This window comes from Cellulomonas sp. P2_B4 (assembly GCF_056404795.1).
Window position 1 is genome coordinate 67491 of record NZ_JBFUDI010000012.1, and the last position, 17734, is coordinate 85224.

A 17734-nucleotide genomic window follows, 5' to 3' on the forward strand; every position below is an offset into this window, starting at 1 on the left:
CTGGACCATGTGCACGCTGATCTTCCTGGTCGCGTTCGAGGCGTTCGCCGTGACGACCGTGATGCCGACCGTCTCCAGGGCGCTCGACGGCACCGCCCTGTACGCCGCCGCGTTCGCCGGTCCGCTCGCCACCGGCGTGATCGGCATGGTCGTCGCCGGCACCTGGTGCGACCGGCACGGACCGCGTGCACCCCTGACGCTCGCGGTCGCCCTGTTCGCCGCCGGGCTGCTGGTCGCCGGCCTCGCCCCGACCATGGGGGTCCTGGTGCTCGGCCGGCTCGTCCAGGGCGTCGGCGGGGGCGCGATGACCGTCGCGCTGTACGTCATCGTCGCGCGGCTCTACCCGGCCGTCCTGCACCCGCGCGTCTTCGGCGGCTTCTCCGCGGCCTGGGTGCTGCCCTCGCTGATCGGTCCCTCCGCCGCGGGGGCGGTCGCGCAGCACCTCGGCTGGCGCTGGGTGTTCCTCGGCGTCGCGGTGCTGGTGCTGCCGGTCTCGCTCGTGCTCCTGCCGACGGTCCGCCGGATCGGCGCGCCCAGCACGCCGGCGGCGCCCGCGCGACGGTCCCGGCTGGTGTGGGCGGTGCTGGCTGCGGCCGCGGTGCTCGGGCTCAACCTCGCGGTGTACGCACGCCTCCCGTGGTCGCTGGTCGTCGCGGCGCTGACCGCGGCCCTGGCCATCGTCGCGCTGCGCCCTCTGGTGCCGCGGGGCACGCTTCGGGTCGCTCGGGGGCTGCCTGCCGTGATCGCCACGCGGGCCCTCGTGGCCGGCGGATTCTCGGGCGCGGAGGTCTACCTGCCGTACCTGCTCACGGACCGGTACGGGTTCTCGCCGACGACCGCGGGGGTCGCCCTGACGTTCGCCGCGCTGGCCTGGGCGGCGACCTCGTGGCTGCAGGGCCGGCTGGGCGAGCGCCTCGCCAGCCGCGACGCGATCGTCCTCGGCGCGGCGCTGCTGGTGGTCGCCGTCGCCGGGGTGACGGTCGCAGCGGCCGCCCACCTCGCACCCGCCGTGGCGATCGGCACCTGGACGCTCGCGGGCGCCGGGATGGGTCTCATCTACTCGCGGCTCACCGTGCTCGTGCTGGCCTACTCGTCACCCGGGAGCCAGGGCACGCACAGCTCGGCGCTGTCCATCGCGGACTCGATCGGTGCGGCGCTCGCCCTGGCGCTCACGGGGCTCGCGTTCACCACGGTGCTCGCCTCCGACGCCGCCCCGGACGTGCCGTTCGTCGCCAGCCTGGCCGTCGCCCTCCTGTTCGCGTGCGGCGCGCTGCTCGCCGCGCCCCGCGTGCGGGCGCGTCAGGCGGTGGAGACCGCGGAGGCTGCCTCGGCGAGCGCGCTGCGCACCTGAGCCAGGGTCGGGACGCCCGTCGCACGGCGGACGACCGAGCCGGTCGCGTCCAGGACCAGCACCGTCGGCGTCACGTCGATGCCGAGCCGCTCCCCCAGGTCCGTGTGGTCGGCGACGTCGAGGTCGACGTGCGCCACCCCGTCGGTCGTCGCGACGACGCGGTCGACCACGTGCCGGGTCGCGCGGCACGGCGCGCAGAAGGTGCTCGAGAACTGCACGACCGTCGCACGCTCCCCGAGCGCGATCCCGAGGTCGTCGGCGCCGAGCCTCATCGCAGCGCCGACAGGTCCACGTCGGCGGTCGCGACGAGCAGCGCGGGGCCGGCCAGCTCGACGTTGCCGCTCGGCAGGACGGTGACCCGGACGGTCCCGCCCGGCACGTCGACCAGCCAGACGTCCGGTGCTCCCGCGCCGGCCCAGGTGCGGACAGCGAGCGCGGCGGCGCACGCACCCGTCCCGCAGGACCGCGTCTCGCCCACGCCGCGCTCGTGCACCCGCATGCGCACCCGGCCGACGAGCGTGCCGTCGACGGCCCGGTCCTCGCCCAGCGGCACGACGAGCTCCACGTTGATGCCGTTCACCGGCACGGGGCTCACGGACGGCGCGCGGGTCAGGTCGGCCGCGGTCAGCTCGTCCTCGTCCTGGAGCGCGAGCACGACGTGCGGGTTGCCGACGTCCACGCTGAGCCCCGGACGTGTGTCGTCCACGCCCGCCACGGTCACCTCGGCGTCGACGCCGGCCGCAGCCGCCTCGTCGCCACCCGGCAGGAACCAGCGGCCCATGTCCACGGCGTACCAGACGTCGTCGCCGATGCCCGCGGGCACCGGGACGCGGCGGACGCGCTTGACGCCCGCGCGGGTGCCGAGCGCCAGCTCGCCGTCGGCGGCGTCCCAGAGGCCGAGACGCTCGAGGAAGGCCGCGAACACGCGGACGCCGTTGCCGCACATCTCGGCGACCGAGCCGTCGCCGTTGCGGTAGTCCATGAACCAGCGCGCGAGCGGCTCCTCGGCCAGGACCGCCGCGCCCTCGGGCAGGTGCTCCGTGCCGATCACCCGGATGACCCCGTCGCCGCCCAGGCCACCGCGACGATCGGCCAGCTCGCGAACCAGGTCGGCGGAGAGGTCCACGGTGCCCTGGCGGTCGTCGAGCAGCACGAAGTCGTTCTGCGTCCCGTGGCCCTTGGTCACGTGCAGCGTCGAGGTCGCGACGGCGGTCATGAACCCAGGCTACGTCGTGGCGACGGGTCCTCGGTGGCCAGGCCGAGTGACCCGTCGTCGGCCGCGGCGACCAGGGCGAGCGCACGGTCGACGAGCGCGGGGTCCTGCGCGTCCAGCCAGTGCACGCGGGGGTCGCGGCCGAACCAGCCCATCTGCTTGCGGGCCAGCCGTCTCGTGCCGGCGGCGATCGCCTCGAACGCCTCGTCCTCGTCGATCTCGCCGCGCAGCATCGCGAGGATCTCGGCGTACCCGACGGCGCGCGACGCGGTCCGGCCGAGACCGCTCGCCACGAGCGCCTCGACCTCGTCGACGAGGCCCTGCGCCCGCATCCGACCGACGCGCACACCGATGCGCTCGTCGAGAGCGGCCCGGTCGCAGTCGAGCCCGATCTGGACCGCCGGCACCTCATAGACGTGCTGAGGCAGCGAGGCCGAGTACTTCCGGCCCGTCAACGCGATGACCTCGAGCGCCCGCACGGTCCGGCGCGCGTTCCGCGGCCCGATGCCGTCGGCGGCCTCCGGGTCCACCGCGGCCAGCTCGGCGTGCAGCGCCCGCGCCCCCTCGGCCCCGACGCGAGCCTCCAGCGCCGCGCGCACGTCGGGGTCGGTGCCCGGGAACTCCATGTGGTCCAGGAGGGCCCGCACGTACAGGCCCGAACCACCGACCGCGACGGCACGGTGGCCGCGGGCCGCGATCTCGTCGAACGCCGTCCGTGCCCGGGCCTGGTAGTCCGCGACGGACGCGTCCTCGTGCGGGTCGAGCACGTCCAGGAGGTGGTGCGGGATGCCGCGCCGCTCGTCGACGGGCAGCTTCGCGGTCCCGATGTCCATGCCGCGGTACAGCTGCATGGCGTCGGCGTTGACCACCTCGCCGGCGAGCGCCTCGCAGAGCGCCAGCCCGAGGTCCGACTTGCCGGTCGCCGTGGGTCCGACGACCGCGACGACGAGCGCCACTAGATGCTGGGCCGCGCGGGGTCGCTCATGTCGACGGGCGCGCTCGGCGTCTCGGGGACGAACCGCTTGGTCATCTCGCGGAAGAACCCGAGCGACGAGCCGATGCTCGTCGAGAGCTGCAGGTCCAGCTGCGCGTCGGTCAGGCCACGGTCCCAGGCGATCGTGTGCTCGGTGTAGACCGCGACCTCGTCCTCGTCGGCCTTCACGTAGACCTTGGGCCAGAGCATCTGCTGCGACCACTCGTTGCACGCGATGAGCATGGTGCCCAGCTGGGAGCGCGGGACCGTGTGACCCCAGCGGCCCCGGACCTGGAAGTACGCCTTCTCGGGGCCGATGGTCATGAACCAGAACGGGTTCCCGTCCCAGGCGGCGAACAGGTCGCCGTCGTCGTCCGTGCCGTACTTCGCACCCTGCGCGTCCAGCAGGCGCGCGGCCCGCTCGATCGACAGCGGCGGCAGGGTGGGCTCGGTGCTCTCGGCAGACATCGGTACCTCGTCGGATCGGTCCGTGGCGGCGCGCCGCGGGCGTGTGGTGGTCACGCAGACCTTACCGGCGCGACGGGATCACGCCGTGACCGTCCAGACCAGGACGGCGTGCTGCGCGCCCTGCACGACCTCGTCCGCGAGGAGGTGCGCGTCGACCGGCAGCGCCCCCACGGCGCCGAGCAGCACCTGCCACGGCGCCCAGCCGCGCACGGCGAGCTCGGCGGCCAGTGCGGGGTCCGACGACGCCAGGCGGCCCCGCGCCTCCGGCCCCGCGTCCGCCAGGTCGGCGAGCAGGGCGGCGTCATAGGCCACGGCTCGGTCGTCGTCGGCCAGCGGGGCGTCGGGGCCGTGCCGTCCGCTGCCCGAGCCGACGACGACCAGCACCACCCGGCGTCCGTCGACCAGGGACGCGCCGAGGGCCCGCAGGCTCTCAGGCCCGGGATCCGACGTCACCTCGACGACGCGCAGGCCTTCGTGCCGCCCGGCGCGGGAGACGACGTGCAACGCCGTCGCGCTCGCGACGGAGGGCAGCACCGGACCCGTCGACCCGTCCTCCAGCGTGAGCTCGCGTGTGGGCCACCGGACCATGGCGTCCGGGATCCCCGCGGCCGCGAGCGACGTGCGCACCGTCCCACCGACGACACGGTCGGACGGCCCGGGCGCGACGATCGCGACGACCTCGGGCTCCAGCGCCAGGACCTGCGCGATCGCGTCCAGGGTCGGTCCGAGCAGGCCGTGGACGGGGTCCGCGTCACCCGTGACACCCCCGACGAGCGTGGCCGTGTCGGGGATCAGGGCAGCGGCGACGAGCATGCACCGACGGTAGCGGCCGGACGGAGGGACTCTCGTCACTCCACCCCGCAACGGGCGCGACCGCCGGTATGGTCGTGCGCATGAGCTCGTTCGGGGATCGTGCGCGGCGTTGGTTCCGCGGCCCGGCACGCCCCTCGCCGACGCGGTCGGTGACCCCGATCCCGACCGACGACGAGGAGCTCCACGACCGCGTCGCCGAGCTCCTGGCCAAGGAGCTGGGTGTCGCCGAGTCCTCCACGGACCTGCCGACCGAGGTCTCCCCCGCCCGCATCGCGTCGTGGATGACCGACAACGCGTTCTCGTACTTCGTCGACAACGACGGCGACCTCGGCGGCCTGTGGCGCGGACGGCTCTTCTACTTCTTCCTGTTCGGCGAGGACTCCGAGATCCTGCAGATCCGCGGCCAGTGGCACCGTGAGGTGGCCATCGAGCGGCTCGAAGAGGTGCTCGACATCTGCAACGAGTGGAACGCCGACCGGATCTGGCCCAAGGCCTATGTCCGCGTCCGGGACAACGGCCGCATCCACGTGGTCTCGGAGGTCGCGACGGACCTCGAGCACGGCGCCACGGACGCCCAGCTGAGCCAGATGCTCTTCTGCGGGCTGTCCACGGGGAGCATGTTCTTCGACGCCCTCGACGAGCGGTACCCCGACCCGGCGGGAGTCTCGCCGTGAGCGGCCCCGGCTGGCTGCTGCGGGTGCTCGGCGGGCTGCCCAAGCCCACCAAGAAGCCCATCCCCGGCGACGAGCCGCCCTACCAGCTGACGCGCGAGCGCATCGCGGACTACCTGGTGGGACGCGGGTACCGGTTCGTGGTCGACGACGACGGCGACCTCACCGGCACCTGGGACGGCAGCCGGTTCTGGTTCCTCATGCTCGGCGAGCAGCAGGAGATCCTGCAGGTCCGCGGGCGGTGGCACCGCAGCCTCCCGCTCGACCAGCGTGCGACCGCGTCCCTGGCGGTCAACGACTGGAACCGTGAGCGGATCTGGCCCAAGGCGTACCTGCGCGAGGAGGAGGGCGTGCTGGCCCTCTACAGCGAGGTGTCCGCCGACTTCGAGCCCGGCGTCACCGACGTGCAGCTCGCGCAGCTGCTCGCCTGCGGCCTGGGCACCGGCGTGCAGATGTTCTCGACGCTCGAGGCGCTGCTCCCGCGCGACGACGTGACGCCCCCGGACGTGCCCGACAACTAGGCGCGTCGGCCGATCGTCGGCAGCCCGAGCACGACCGGACCCGCCGGCCCCGCGCCCGTCCCGCACGCGTCGCCCCCGTCGCCGTGGCTGTGATCGTCGTCGGACCGGCGGTCCCACGCGTCGCCCGCCCGCGTGCGCCTGATGTCGAACCGACCGCCGGGCTCCAGCGCCGAGTCCGCGACCAGGTGGTACGGCGCCGCGTAGGTGACGTCCACCGTGACCAGGTCGCCGGGGCGGGGGACCTCGCCACCCTCGGGCAGGGCCAGGTGGACGAGACGGTTGTCCGCGGCGCGGCCCGTCAGCCGGTGCGACGCGCCGTCCTTGCGGCCCTCGGCCTCGGCGACGAGCACCTCGACGGTGCGGCCGACCTGCAACCGGTTCTCCTCGAGCGAGATGCGGTCCTGCAGTGCCGCCAGGCGCACGTACCGCTCCTGGACGACGGCCTTCGGCAGCTCGTCGGGAAGGTCGAACGCTGCCGTGCCGGGGCGCGGCGAGTACTGGAACGTGAAGGCCGACGCGAACCGGGACGCCTCGACGACGCGCAGGGTCTCCTCGAAGTCCTCCTCGGTCTCGCCCGGGAAGCCGACGATGATGTCGGTCGTGATCGCCGCGTCGGGCATCGCCGCACGGACCCGGTCGAGGATGCCCAGGAACTTGTCGGACCGGTACGAGCGGCGCATCGCGCGCAGGATGCGGTCCGAGCCCGACTGCAGCGGCATGTGCAGCTGCGGCATGACGGTCGGGGTCTGCGCCATGGCCTCGATGACGTCGTCGGTGAAGGCCGCCGGGTGCGGCGACGTGAACCGCAGCCGCTCGAGCCCCTCGGTCGCGCCGACCGAGCGCAGGAGCTTGGCGAAGGCGCCGCGGTCGCCGAAGCCGACGCCGTACGAGTTCACGTTCTGCCCGAGCAGCGTCACCTCGACCGCCCCCTGCCCGACGAGCGCCTCGACCTCGGCGAGGATCTCCCCCGGCCGACGGTCGCGCTCCTTGCCGCGCAGGTGCGGCACGATGCAGAACGTGCACGTGTTGTTGCAGCCCACGCTGATCGACACCCAGCCCGCGTAGACGGACTCGCGCCGCGTCGGGAGCGTCGACGGGAAGACCTTGAGGGACTCCTCGATCTCGACCTGCGCCTCGGCGTTGTGCCGCGCCCGCTCCAGCAGCACCGGCAGGACGTCGAGGTTGTGCGTCCCGAACACGACGTCGACCCAGGGCGCGCGCTCGACGATCCCCGCGCGGTCTTTCTGCGCCAGGCAGCCGCCCACGGCGATCTGCATGCCCGGCCGGGCCCGCTTGGTGCCGGCGAGCCTCCCGAGGTTGCCGTAGAGCTTGTCGGCCGCGTTCTCGCGGACCGCGCACGTGTTGATGACGATGACGTCGGCGTCCTCCGCGGCCGCGTCCGCCGGGCTCGCGGCGACGTAACCGGCCTGCTCGAGCATGCCGGCCATGTGCTCCGAGTCGTGCACGTTCATCTGGCAGCCGAGCGTCTTGATCGCGTAGGTGCGCGCGCCGGAGTCGCGGAGGGTGTCCTCGGCGGTGGGGAGCAGGCTCGTCGACATCCCGACAAGGGTACGGCGGATCCCTGGGTGCCCCTCCCGCTATGCGGGGCCGGGTGATTCGTCCTAACGTGTCCGGATGGCGGACCATTCGGCGGCGCCCCCGCCTGTGCACACAGACGAAGCCCTGGTCTCGCTGCGCGGCGTCGACAAGTACTTCGGATCCCTGCACGTGCTCCAGAACATCGACCTCACCGTGGCTCGCGGTGAGGTCGTCGTCATCATCGGCCCGTCGGGCAGCGGCAAGTCGACGCTCTGCCGCACGATCAACCGCCTCGAGACCATCGACGCCGGCGTGATCGAGGTGGACGGCAAGCCGCTCCCCGAGGAGGGCAGGGCGCTCGCCAAGCTCCGCGCGGACGTGGGCATGGTCTTCCAGTCGTTCAACCTCTTCGCGCACAAGACCGTGCTGCAGAACGTCACGCTCGGGCAGATCAAGGCCAAGGGCGTGAAGGCCTCGACCGCCAAGGCCACCGCCATGGAGCTGCTCGAGCGAGTGGGCGTCGCGAACCAGGCCGACAAGCTGCCCGCGCAGCTCTCCGGCGGCCAGCAGCAGCGCGTCGCCATCGCCCGCGCCCTGGCCATGCAGCCGAAGGTCATGCTCTTCGACGAGCCGACCTCGGCGCTCGACCCCGAGATGATCAACGAGGTCCTCGACGTCATGGTCGGCCTCGCCCGCGACGGGATGACCATGATCGTCGTCACGCACGAGATGGGCTTCGCCCGCCGTGCCGCAAACCGCGTCGTCTTCATGGACGCCGGGCAGATCGTCGAGGAGGCCGACCCCGAGACGTTCTTCACCGCCCCGACCAGCGCGCGGGCGCGCGACTTCCTCGACAAGATCCTCACCCACTGACCCCGGTACGGACCGGCGCCCACCCGAAACGACACCGCACACCGCACACACACAAAGGGGAACCCACGATGCGCACAGGACGACTGTTCACAGCACTGGCCGCGGCGGCGATGCTCTCGCTGGCCGGGTGCTCGAGCGGCGACGACGACGACACCGGCTCCGACTCCGGATCCACCGGGGAGGCGTCCGAGAGCAGCGGAGGGGCCGAGGGCTCCATCCGCATCGGGATCAAGTTCGACCAGCCCGGGCTGGGCTTCAAGGACGGCAACGAGTACACGGGCTTCGACGTCGACGTCGCCCGCTACGTCGCCGGGGAGCTCGGCTACGGCGAGGACCAGATCGAGTTCGTGCAGTCGCCGTCGGCCCAGCGCGAGAACCTGCTGGAGACCGGCCAGGTCGACATGATCTTCGCGACGTACTCGATCACCGACAAGCGCAAGGAGGTCGTCTCGTTCGGCGGCCCCTACTTCGTCGCCGGGCAGGACCTGCTGGTCGCCGCGGACGACGACTCGATCACCGGCCCCGAGGACCTCGAGGGCAAGAACCTCTGCTCGGTCACCGGCTCCACGTCCGCGCAGCGCATCAAGGACGAGTACGCCACCGGCACCAACCTGCTGGAGCAGCCCGGGTACGCCGAGTGCGTGACCGCACTGACCGCCGGGTCCGTGGACGCGGTGACGACGGACGACATCATCCTGGCCGGCCTGGCCGCCGTGCCCGCGAACAAGGGCAAGGTCAAGGTCGTCGGCAACCCGTTCTCGGAGGAGAACTACGGCGTCGGCCTGCCCAAGGGCAGCGACAAGTGCGAGGCGATCAACACCGCGATCAGCAAGATGATCGACGACGGCACCTGGGACAAGCTCCTCGCCGCCAACGTCGGTGCGTCCGGCTACGAGGCGAACGCCGAGCTCAACCCGCCGACGCCCGCCGCCTGCAGCTGACCCACCCACGTCCCGGAGGCTCGGACCGGGCCTCCGGGACCTCTGCGCCTGAGAGGAGGGCCGGTGGACGACGGGTACCTCGAGCAGTTCCTGTCCCTGTTCGACGAGTTCGACGTCGTCGCCGCGTTCTGGGTCAACATCCAGCTCACGGTGTACGCGGGCATCCTCGGCCTCGTGCTGGGCACCGTGCTGGCGACCATGCGCATCTCGCCCGTGCCGAGCCTGCGCTGGGCCGGGTCCGCCTACGTCACCGTGTTCCGGAACACGCCGCTGACGATCATCATGGTGTTCTGCGTGCTCGGCCTCTGGGGCCAGCTCGGCTGGACACTGTCCCCGGACTTCACGACGAACTTCTTCCGCTTCGCGGTCGTCGCCCTGGCGGTCTACCACGCCGCGTTCTTCTGCGAGGCGCTGCGCTCCGGCGTCAACACCGTGCCGATCGGCCAGGCCGAGGCCGCCCGCGCGATCGGGCTCAGCTTCCTGCCCGCCGCGCGTCTGGTGATCCTGCCGCAGGCGTTCCGCGGGTCGATCGCCCCGCTCGGCAACGTCCTGATCGCCCTCATCAAGAACTCGACCGTCGCCGCCGCCGCGAGCGTCGCCGAGGCCGCCGGTCTCATGCGCACGATGATCGAGTTCCGGCCCGACGTGATCCTCGCGATCTTCCTGACCTTCGCCTTCGGCTTCGTCATCCTGGTCGTCCCCGTCGGGCTGCTGACCACCTCGCTGTCCCGACGCCTGGCGGTGGTCCGATGACCGACTCACCGCTCTTCGACGCTCCCGGCCCGCGCGCGCGCCGCCGGATGCTCTGGATCAACATCGTCGGTGTCGTCGTGGTCGCGGGCATCGCGTTCCTGATCCTGCGGGCGTTCGCCGCCAAGGGCCAGCTCGACTCCGACCTCTGGAGCCCGTTCGTCGGCTCGCGGGCTTGGGAGAACTTCCTGCTGCCGGGCCTGAAGGACACGCTCAAGGCCGCGGGCATCTCGATCGTGACCGCCAGCATCTTCGGGATCGTGTTCGGCATCGGCCGGCTGTCCCGCTCCACGCTCGTGCGCGGTGTCAGCGGCGCGATCGTCGAGTTCTTCCGCGCGGTCCCGGTCCTGCTGATGATGATCTTCTTCTACCTCGGGATCGGGCAGCTGCACGTCGTGGACCCGTCCGACCTGCCGCTCGTCGCGGTCGTGCTCGGCCTGACGTTCTACAACGGCTCGGTGTTCGCGGAGCTGATCCGCTCCGGCGTGCACAGCCTGCCGCGCGGTCAGCGAGAGGCGGCGTTGGCCGTCGGGCTGCGACCCACGCAGTCGCTCCGGTCGATCGAGGTGCCGCAGGCGCTCATCGCCATGCTCCCCGCGATCGCGAGCCAGCTGGTGGTCATCCTCAAGGACACCGCCCTCGGCGCGATCATCACCTACCCGGACCTCCTCGACGCCGCCCGCCGGCTCGGCTCCAGCGACGGGAACATCCTGCAGGCACTGATCGTCGCGGCCGCCGTCTTCATCGTCATCAACTACGCGCTGACCCGGCTTGCGGGACTGCTTGCCCAGCGCGTCGGACGTCGTACCGCAGGCCGGCCCCGTGCCGAGGCTCCCGGCCTGGCCGTCGGCCCGGGAGCGACCGGCTGAGCAGTGTCAGCCCGCGGTCGCGCTCGCGCGGATCTCGCGGATGACCGTCACCTTGATCTCGCCCGGATAGGCCAGGTCGGACTCGATGTGCCGGGCGATGGCCACCGCGAGCTGCGGGAGCGCGTAGTCGTCCACCTCCGACGGCTCGACGACGACCCGCACCTCACGGCCCGCCGACATCGCGAGCGCCCGGCGTACGCCGGCGTGGGCAGCGACCAGCTGCTCGAGCTTGTCGATCCGCTCGACGTACTGGTCGAGCTCCTCGCGACGCGCACCGGGGCGGGCCGCGGAGATCGCGTCGGCGACCTGCACCAGCACCGCCTCGATCGTCTCCGGAGGGACCTCGTCGTGGTGCGCGGCGATCGCGTTCACCACGGCCGCCGACTCGCCGTGCCGCCGCGCGAGGTCGGCACCGACCGCCGCGTGCGTCCCCGGCACCTCCGAGGTCAGCGCCTTGCCCAGGTCGTGCAGGAAGGCACCGCGCCGGGTGACCTCGACGTCGGCCCCGACCTCCGCGGCCAGCGCGGCCGCCAGGAGACTGGTCTCGACCAGGTGCTCGAGCACGTTCTGCCCGTACGACGTGCGCAGCCGGAGTCGCCCCAGCGTCTGGATGAGGGTGGGGTGCAGGCCGGAGATGCCGACCCGCTCGGCGGCGTCGTGGCCCGCCGACTCCGTGCGTTCCTCGGCGCTCGCCAGGGCCTCGGCGTAGGCCTGCTCGATGCGCTGCGGGTGGATCCGGCCGTCCTCCATGAGCGCCTCGAGCGCCACCTGCGCGACCTCGCGGCGCTCCGGGTCGTAGCAGGAGAGCACCACGGAGTCGGGCTGGTCGTCCACGAGGACGTTGACGCCGGTGAGGGCCTCGAAGGACCGGATGTTGCGGCCCTCCTTGCCGATGATCCGGCCTTTCATCTCGTCCGACGGCAGCGGCAGCACGGTGATCGCTGCCTGCGAGCTCGTGGCGACGGCGAGGCGCTGCACGGCCGTGGTGACGACCCGGCGTGCCCGCGCCTCGGCCGTCCGGCGGGCCTGCGCCTCGGTGCGACGGACCTGCGCGGCGGCGTCGTTCTCCGCCTGCGCGGTGATCCGCTGCGTGAGCTCGGCGCGAGCGTCCTCCGCGGTCAGCCCGGAGACCGACTCGAGCTCGGCGCGTGCAGCGCGGTCGGCGCCGGCGAGCCTCTCGGCGACCTCCCGGTCGACCTCGGCGCGCAGCCGCTCCGCCTCACGCTGCTCGACGGCGACGGCCTCGGCGCGCGCACGCGTCGTGCGCTGCAGCTCGTCGATCTCGGCGCGGTCGGCGGCGAGCTTCTGCTCGCGCTCGGCGATCCGGTGGTCCCGGCGCTCCGCGTCCGCCAGGAGCGCACGGGCTTCGTCCTTGATCGCCGCCACGTCCTCGGCCGCGCGGGTGCGCTGGAGACCCGCCTCGCGACGAGCCACCAGGACCAGGACCAGGGCGACCAGGCACGCTCCGAGCAGGCCGACGACGGTGGCCAGTGCGCCTGGGTCGTCCACTGAGTCATCCTCCGGTCGTTCGCCGTGCACGCTGCACCGCGGCGGTGCGTATGCCGACAGCCATTCTCGCCCAGGTCCGAGGCGGATATGACGAAACGCCACCCGGGGCGGACCGCATGATTCCGGACTTCTCGGGCGGATCGAGGGTTCCGTGTGCCCGGCCGCGCAGCTGGACGACGACGCCCGACACGTCGGGGGCCACGACCGTCCGGGGTCGCGGACCTCCTCAGGACGTCGGGTCGGGACCGTCCAGATCGTCGTCCGCAGCACCGACGAGGGCGAGTTCCTCACGCACCAGCCGGGACACGAGTCCGGGCGGGTACCCCTTGCGCCCGAGGGCGGCGAACGTGCGCCGGGCACGCGTCTGCGCGTCGAGCGACGACGTCGCCGCGAGCTTGCGCCTCACGAGTGCTCGCGCGGCGATCTCCTCGTCGTCGCTGTCGACCTCCTCGAGCGCGGCGCCGGCCAGCTCGTCGTCGATCCCCTTGCGGCGCAGCTCCACCGCGATGGCCCGGCGGGACAGTCCCCGCTCGGCGTGACGGGTGCGCACGAGCATCCGCGCGAACTCCTCGTCGTCGATCAGCCCGACCTCGATGAACCGGTCGAGCACCTTCTCGGCCACAGCCTCGGGGACGTCCTTGCGCGCCATGGCGTCGGCGAGCTGTGCCCTGCTGCGCGCCGCCCCGGTCAGGAGCCGCAGCGCGATCGCTCGCGCCACGGACTCCTGATCCGGCTCGGCATCCAGAGAGGCGGCACCGGACGAGGGCGGCTCGTCGCCGCGTCGCCCCCGTCGGCCGCTCTGGAAGGTCATGCGTCTCAGAAGTCGACAGGCGCCGGAGCGTCGGCCGGTGCGTCGATCCGTGCGCCGATGCCGAGCTTCTCCTTGATCTTCTTGTCGAGCTCGTTGGCCAGGTCCGGGTTGTCCTTGAGGAACGCGCGGGCATTCTCCTTGCCCTGCCCCAGCTGGTCACCCTCGTACGTGTACCAGGCACCCGACTTGCGCACGAAGCCGTGCTCCACGCCCATGTCGATCAGGCTGCCCTCGCGGGAGATGCCGACGCCGTAGAGGATGTCGAACTCCGCCTGCTTGAAGGGCGGCGCCATCTTGTTCTTGACGACCTTCACGCGCGTCCGGTTGCCGACCGCCTCCGTGCCCTCCTTGAGGGTCTCGATGCGGCGGATGTCCAGGCGGACCGAGGCGTAGAACTTGAGCGCCTTGCCACCGGTCGTGGTCTCGGGCGAGCCGAAGAACACACCGATCTTCTCGCGCAGCTGGTTGATGAAGATGGCCGTGGTGCCGGACTGGCTGAGCGCACCGGTGATCTTGCGCAGCGCCTGCGACATGAGCCGCGCCTGCAGACCGACGTGGCTGTCGCCCATCTCGCCCTCGATCTCGGCCTTGGGCACGAGGGCCGCGACCGAGTCGATGACGACGATGTCGATGGCGCCGGAGCGGATGAGCATGTCCATGATCTCGAGCGCCTGCTCGCCGGTGTCCGGCTGCGAGACCAGCAGCGCGTCCGTGTCCACGCCGAGCTTCTTGGCGTACTCGGGGTCCAGCGCGTGCTCGGCGTCGATGAACGCCGCGATACCGCCGGCGCGCTGTGCGTTGGCGACCGCGTGCAGGGCCACCGTCGTCTTGCCCGAGGACTCCGGGCCGTAGATCTCCACGACGCGGCCCCGGGGCAGCCCGCCGATGCCGAGCGCGACGTCCAGCGCGATGGAGCCGGTGGGGATGACCTCGACCGGGGCACGCCCGTCGTCGCCGAGGCGCATGATCGATCCCTTGCCGAACTGGCGGTCGATCTGGCTCAGTGCTGCCTCGAGGGCCTTTTCGCGATCCTGTGGTGCGGGCATGTCCGACCTCGTCTGTCTCGAGCAGCTCGTGCTGCGGTACGGGGGCTGGTCCTTGTCACGAGCGACGCTATGTCCGACCACCGACATCTCGACCGGGCCACCCTCGTCCCCGCGTTCCGGCGGGGCTGTGGACGGCTCGGTCGCTCGCAGGACTCACCATACCGAACAGATGTTCGAGTGCACCCGACACGCCGGGCGTGTCGGAAACTGGACCTCAGGACAGCTCCAGCTGCTCCCCCGGCATCACCACGCGCACGTCCAGGCCCGGAGCGACGCGCGCGGCGGCGTGCGCGAACGCGGGCCCGGCGCGGTCCATCCAGCCCGGCGGCAGTCGTCGCGAGACCGGGGCGTGCAGCGTCCCCCAGTGCACCGGGACGGCCGCACGGACCCCCACCGTCACGCAGGCGCGCGCGGCCTGGACCGGGTCCATGTGCCCGCCCGAGAGGCGCGGCCCCCAGCCACCCACCGGGATCAGCGCCAGGTCGATCGGTCCTCCCGCCAGGGCCGGCAGGTCGGCCATCGCCGCGTACGGCGAGGTGTCCCCGGCGAACCAGATCCGGTACGTCGGGGTGGCCACCAGGAAGCCGTTCACCGCGTTCGGGCGGTGCGGCATCGGCCGGTGGACGTGCACGGCCTGCACCAGCCGGACGCGGACCTGCGACCCCGGCACGTCCCACCAGTCGTGGTCCGTGAGCCCGGTCGCGCCCTCGATGCCGCGCAGGCGCAGCCAGTGCGCGTTCGCCGGGGCGGTCAGCACGGGCACGCCCGGCAGCCGGCGCAGCGACCCGAGCTCGGCGTGGTCGTGGTGCAGGTGCGAGAGCAGCACCGCGGCCGGGCCCGCCCAGTCCGTCGCCCGCGGGGCCGCACCACGACGCCGCAGGAGCCCGGCGTGCCGCAGGAGCAGGGGGTCGGTCAGGATCCGCACCCCGTCGAGATCGAGCACCGTGCTCGCGTGCCCCAGCCAGCGGAGTCGCAGCGTCACGGGCGCAGGCCCTGCGCCGCCGCCCACCGGATCAGCTGCTCGTGCACGGACTCGGCACCCACCAGGATCTCGTCGTCGCCCACCGGCTCGCGCAGCTCGTCGTCCATCGCCCAGCGCGTCGGGTGCAGCAGGAACGCGTGGTTCTGCGCCCCGCCGATGCCGCCGTGCGAGCCGACCTGCCCCTCGAACGCGTGCACGTGCCCGGTCTCGCCGACCGTGGAGATGAGCAGCAGGTCGCCGGTGTGCGGCAGCCGCGCGGCGCGCATCAGGTCCGGACGACCGCGCGGGCCGTACGGCAGGAGCGGGTCCTCGCCCTCGGGCTCGGCGTCGTCCTGCTCGAGCAGGACGAGCCCCCGGGGCCCGATCGCGACGAGCCCACGGTCCGCGGTGTCGACGACGACGACGCCCACCCCCGGCCGGGCCGCCAGCCCGGTGACGAGGCCCGGCCAGCGCTCCTGGAAGTCCTCCAGGGTGAGCCGCTGCGGCACCTGCGGGAACCAGACGAGGCCGAGGTTGCCCGAGCCCACGGTGACCACGTCGGGCAGGTCGTCGGCATCCTGCTGCTTCGGGCGTCCCTGGTCGGGGCCGAGCACGGCCGTCGTCTTGCCGGAGAGGTTCAGCGCGCTGTTGACCAGCGCGTTCAGCGGTCCCCAGTCCTCACCGGTCCCGCTGTCGACGCCGTCGGCACCGGGCTCCGCCATGAGCGTGCGGACGGTGTCGAGGAGCGTCTCACCGCCCAGCTGCTCGTAGGTCGCGCCCAGGGCCTGGCCGTGGTCGGACAGGACGACGATCTCGTAGTCGCGCGGCGCCACGGCGATCACGCGCTCGAGCGTGCCGAGCACCCGGTCGAGACCCTCCAGCGAGCGCAGCGACTCCGGTCGCGTCGGCCCGGCGTGGTGGGCGATCTCGTCGTAGTCGACGAGGTCCACGTAGATCGTCGGGTCCCCGCGCAGCAGCGCCTCGGCCACCAGGGAGGTGTTCAGGTCGCGCAGCAGGACGTTGCTGATGCCGCGCAGGATGACGTACCAGCCGGCCCGGGAGATGCGGGGCTGCACGTCGCGCACCTTCTGCCGACGGGCCTGGTAGAGCTCCTTGAACATCTCCCCGACGGAGACCGTCAGGGCGCGTGCGAGCACGAACGGGCTGGCGAAGAACCGCACGTAGGCCGGACCGGGGCCGAGGCCACCGTCCGGACCCTTGGTGCGCGACCGGCTCATCACGACGTACGCCGTCGCGGCGTCCCCGGAGAACATCGTCGAGATGGCCGAGCCGCCGCCCGCGAGGAGGCCCTTGCCCGTGGTCAGCCGCTGCTCGACGAGCGCGGCGTCCTCCGGATGGTTCGTCACGACGAGGCGGCCGAGGTCGCGGTCCCACCAGCGGAACGCGGGGATCTGCCCGGAGTCGCCGTGCAGCAGCCCCGCCTGGCTCGCGGGCGTGGTCGACGGGATGCGCGCCCACCAGTCCTCGAGCACGTGGTTGCCGTCCGTGATCCAGCGCTGGATGTTCGGCGCGAGCCCGGCCTCGATGGCCTCCCGCAGCACCGGTGCGGCGACGCCGTCGAGCTGGACGACGAGCATCCCGGCCTCGCGCGGCGCCCCGTCACCCGGCTGGACGATGCCCTTGCGGCGCGCCTGACGGCGGGCACGGCGCACGACGACGGCGATCACGTAGTCGCTGTCGTTCGCGCCCATGATCCATCGGCCGACGGCCATCACGACCGCGGTGACGAGCAGGACCCCGACGACGTCCCAGACGTTGTCGGCGACGATGCCGGGGACCAGACCCAGGGCCAGCCAGAGCACCGCGATCTGCGCGAGCAGCCCCAGGCCCAGCGCCAGGACGGCGCTGCCTCGTCGCGCGAGGAACCGCAGCGGCCCGCCCAGCAGGAGGTCGCCGACGGCGACGACCACCGCGGCCAGCACGATCGATCCCGGGTTGTCCGACCGCACGCCGTCGATGAGCCACACCGCGACGGCGAGGCCCAGCGTCGTCGTCGCGAGCGTGAGGACGGCTTCGCCGATGTCTTGCAGGGTCGGCACCCATGCGCGGATGCGCCGGCCTGTCGGGGACGTCATCGTCGGTGTCTCTCCTAGGACCGGGGTGGCGCCGGGCGGCGGGCGTCCGCCCCCCAGCGTGCGTTCTCGGGTATCTCGAGCTCGTCGCAGAGGGCGTGCCAGACGTTGCGAGGTTCCTCGTTGTCCTCGAGCGCCTGCACCGCCGTGCGCTGGCCGAGCCCACCGAGCACCAGCTCACGCGTGAGCTCGCGCCCGTGCGCAGTGCCCAGGACCTCGTCCACCAGCTGCCAGAACTCGCGATACCTCACGAGGCACAGCCTGCCACCTGCGCAGGAGTCGGCGGTCCCCCGTCTGATGAGAACTGTCGGGTGTCGGTGCCTACGGACACA

The 17734-nt window shown here is 72.7% G+C and carries 19 protein-coding genes; 7 read left to right on the forward strand and 12 right to left on the reverse strand.

Going from position 1 to position 17734, the window contains the following annotated elements:
- Positions 1-7: 7 nt before the first annotated feature.
- Positions 8-1351 carry an MFS transporter gene (locus AC1DZC_RS17535; protein WP_477040819.1) on the forward strand — a complete coding sequence of 448 codons (1344 nt, stop codon included), beginning with the start codon at positions 8-10 and terminating at the stop codon, positions 1349-1351.
- Here AC1DZC_RS17535 and AC1DZC_RS17540 read toward each other — a convergent pair.
- The 5 genes from AC1DZC_RS17540 to AC1DZC_RS17560 all read right to left on the reverse strand — a co-directional run bounded on the left by AC1DZC_RS17540 (position 1300) and on the right by AC1DZC_RS17560 (position 4818).
- Entirely contained in the window at positions 1300-1623 is a 324-nt protein-coding gene (locus tag AC1DZC_RS17540) for a TlpA family protein disulfide reductase (protein WP_477044162.1), read from the reverse strand. The two genes, AC1DZC_RS17535 and AC1DZC_RS17540, sit on opposite strands and share 52 nt — an antisense overlap.
- On the reverse strand, positions 1620-2567 hold the full coding sequence (gene dapF, locus AC1DZC_RS17545; protein ID WP_477044163.1) for a diaminopimelate epimerase: 948 nt from the start codon (positions 2565-2567) through the stop codon (positions 1620-1622). The genes AC1DZC_RS17540 and dapF overlap by 4 nt, the downstream gene beginning before the upstream one ends.
- Positions 2564-3520 carry a tRNA (adenosine(37)-N6)-dimethylallyltransferase MiaA gene (gene miaA / locus AC1DZC_RS17550; protein ID WP_477044164.1) on the reverse strand — a complete coding sequence of 319 codons (957 nt, stop codon included), beginning with the start codon at positions 3518-3520 and terminating at the stop codon, positions 2564-2566. The genes dapF and miaA overlap by 4 nt, the downstream gene beginning before the upstream one ends.
- Positions 3520-4005: a YbjN domain-containing protein gene (locus AC1DZC_RS17555; protein ID WP_477040757.1), complete on the reverse strand. Its 486-nt coding sequence runs from the start codon at positions 4003-4005 to the stop codon at positions 3520-3522. Before AC1DZC_RS17555 ends, miaA begins: the two co-directional genes overlap by 1 nt.
- 78 nt (positions 4006-4083) lie before the next feature.
- On the reverse strand, positions 4084-4818 hold the full coding sequence (locus AC1DZC_RS17560) for a class III extradiol ring-cleavage dioxygenase family protein (protein ID WP_477044165.1): 735 nt from the start codon (positions 4816-4818) through the stop codon (positions 4084-4086).
- An 80-nt stretch (positions 4819-4898) separates the two neighbouring features.
- On the opposite strand from AC1DZC_RS17560, the gene AC1DZC_RS17565 reads away from it, so the two are divergent.
- Together AC1DZC_RS17565 and AC1DZC_RS17570 are read left to right on the forward strand one after the other, a co-directional pair.
- Positions 4899-5492, forward strand: a complete 594-nt coding sequence (locus tag AC1DZC_RS17565) for a type III secretion system chaperone family protein (RefSeq protein WP_477044166.1) — start codon at positions 4899-4901, stop codon at positions 5490-5492.
- Positions 5489-6010, forward strand: a complete 522-nt coding sequence (locus tag AC1DZC_RS17570; RefSeq protein ID WP_477040754.1) for a type III secretion system chaperone family protein — start codon at positions 5489-5491, stop codon at positions 6008-6010. The genes AC1DZC_RS17565 and AC1DZC_RS17570 overlap by 4 nt, the downstream gene beginning before the upstream one ends.
- Here the strand turns inward: AC1DZC_RS17570 and miaB are convergent.
- On the reverse strand, positions 6007-7569 hold the full coding sequence (gene miaB / locus AC1DZC_RS17575; protein ID WP_477044167.1) for a tRNA (N6-isopentenyl adenosine(37)-C2)-methylthiotransferase MiaB: 1563 nt from the start codon (positions 7567-7569) through the stop codon (positions 6007-6009). The genes AC1DZC_RS17570 and miaB overlap by 4 nt on opposite strands.
- A gap of 76 nt (positions 7570-7645) precedes the next feature.
- Here miaB and AC1DZC_RS17580 point away from each other — a divergent pair, with 76 nt between their 5' ends.
- The 4 genes from AC1DZC_RS17580 (at position 7646) to AC1DZC_RS17595 (ending at position 10982) form a co-directional block, all read left to right on the forward strand.
- Positions 7646-8422 (forward strand): amino acid ABC transporter ATP-binding protein, encoded by a 777-nt coding sequence (locus AC1DZC_RS17580; protein WP_477040752.1) that lies wholly within the window; start codon positions 7646-7648, stop codon positions 8420-8422.
- Positions 8423-8490: 68 nt separating this feature from the next.
- The gene (locus tag AC1DZC_RS17585) at positions 8491-9363 is read left to right on the forward strand and encodes a glutamate ABC transporter substrate-binding protein (RefSeq protein WP_477044168.1); all 873 of its coding nucleotides are present in this window, start codon (positions 8491-8493) and stop codon (positions 9361-9363) included.
- Positions 9364-9426: 63 nt separating this feature from the next.
- Positions 9427-10116 (forward strand): amino acid ABC transporter permease, encoded by a 690-nt coding sequence (locus AC1DZC_RS17590; protein WP_477040818.1) that lies wholly within the window; start codon positions 9427-9429, stop codon positions 10114-10116.
- The gene (locus AC1DZC_RS17595; protein ID WP_477044169.1) at positions 10113-10982 is read left to right on the forward strand and encodes an amino acid ABC transporter permease; all 870 of its coding nucleotides are present in this window, start codon (positions 10113-10115) and stop codon (positions 10980-10982) included. The genes AC1DZC_RS17590 and AC1DZC_RS17595 overlap by 4 nt, the downstream gene beginning before the upstream one ends.
- A 6-nt stretch (positions 10983-10988) precedes the next feature.
- Here the strand turns inward: AC1DZC_RS17595 and rny are convergent, their stop codons facing one another.
- The 6 genes from rny to AC1DZC_RS17625 form a co-directional block, all read right to left on the reverse strand.
- Entirely contained in the window at positions 10989-12491 is a 1503-nt protein-coding gene (gene rny, locus AC1DZC_RS17600; RefSeq protein WP_477044170.1) for a ribonuclease Y, read from the reverse strand.
- A gap of 226 nt (positions 12492-12717) precedes the next feature.
- Positions 12718-13209, reverse strand: coding sequence for a regulatory protein RecX (locus AC1DZC_RS17605; protein ID WP_477044171.1), 492 nt, complete (start codon positions 13207-13209; stop codon positions 12718-12720).
- A gap of 98 nt (positions 13210-13307) precedes the next feature.
- The gene (recA, locus tag AC1DZC_RS17610; protein ID WP_477040748.1) at positions 13308-14348 is read right to left on the reverse strand and encodes a recombinase RecA; all 1041 of its coding nucleotides are present in this window, start codon (positions 14346-14348) and stop codon (positions 13308-13310) included.
- 214 nt (positions 14349-14562) lie between these two features.
- Positions 14563-15330, reverse strand: a complete 768-nt coding sequence (locus tag AC1DZC_RS17615; protein WP_477040747.1) for an MBL fold metallo-hydrolase — start codon at positions 15328-15330, stop codon at positions 14563-14565.
- Complete coding sequence (locus AC1DZC_RS17620) at positions 15327-17405, reverse strand: alkaline phosphatase family protein (RefSeq protein WP_477044172.1); 2079 nt, start codon at positions 17403-17405, stop codon at positions 15327-15329. Before AC1DZC_RS17620 ends, AC1DZC_RS17615 begins: the two co-directional genes overlap by 4 nt.
- A 14-nt stretch (positions 17406-17419) precedes the next feature.
- Positions 17420-17653: a DUF3046 domain-containing protein gene (locus AC1DZC_RS17625; protein WP_477040745.1), complete on the reverse strand. Its 234-nt coding sequence runs from the start codon at positions 17651-17653 to the stop codon at positions 17420-17422.
- Positions 17654-17734 lie beyond the last annotated feature (81 nt).

What these genes read in the sequence shown, in the direction of transcription:
- AC1DZC_RS17535 (WP_477040819.1), top strand. Translation starts at nt 8, where the DNA reads ATGTGCACGCTGATCTTCCTGGTCGCGTTCGAGGCGTTCGCCGTGACG.
- AC1DZC_RS17540 (WP_477044162.1), bottom strand. Translation starts at nt 1,623, where the DNA reads ATGAGGCTCGGCGCCGACGACCTCGGGATCGCGCTCGGGGAGCGTGCG.
- dapF (WP_477044163.1), bottom strand. Translation starts at nt 2,567, where the DNA reads ATGACCGCCGTCGCGACCTCGACGCTGCACGTGACCAAGGGCCACGGG.
- AC1DZC_RS17555 (WP_477040757.1), bottom strand. Translation starts at nt 4,005, where the DNA reads ATGTCTGCCGAGAGCACCGAGCCCACCCTGCCGCCGCTGTCGATCGAG.
- AC1DZC_RS17560 (WP_477044165.1), bottom strand. Translation starts at nt 4,818, where the DNA reads ATGCTCGTCGCCGCTGCCCTGATCCCCGACACGGCCACGCTCGTCGGG.
- AC1DZC_RS17565 (WP_477044166.1), top strand. Translation starts at nt 4,899, where the DNA reads ATGAGCTCGTTCGGGGATCGTGCGCGGCGTTGGTTCCGCGGCCCGGCA.
- miaB (WP_477044167.1), bottom strand. Translation starts at nt 7,569, where the DNA reads ATGTCGACGAGCCTGCTCCCCACCGCCGAGGACACCCTCCGCGACTCC.
- AC1DZC_RS17580 (WP_477040752.1), top strand. Translation starts at nt 7,646, where the DNA reads ATGGCGGACCATTCGGCGGCGCCCCCGCCTGTGCACACAGACGAAGCC.
- AC1DZC_RS17585 (WP_477044168.1), top strand. Translation starts at nt 8,491, where the DNA reads ATGCGCACAGGACGACTGTTCACAGCACTGGCCGCGGCGGCGATGCTC.
- AC1DZC_RS17595 (WP_477044169.1), top strand. Translation starts at nt 10,113, where the DNA reads ATGACCGACTCACCGCTCTTCGACGCTCCCGGCCCGCGCGCGCGCCGC.
- recA (WP_477040748.1), bottom strand. Translation starts at nt 14,348, where the DNA reads ATGCCCGCACCACAGGATCGCGAAAAGGCCCTCGAGGCAGCACTGAGC.
- AC1DZC_RS17620 (WP_477044172.1), bottom strand. Translation starts at nt 17,405, where the DNA reads ATGACGTCCCCGACAGGCCGGCGCATCCGCGCATGGGTGCCGACCCTG.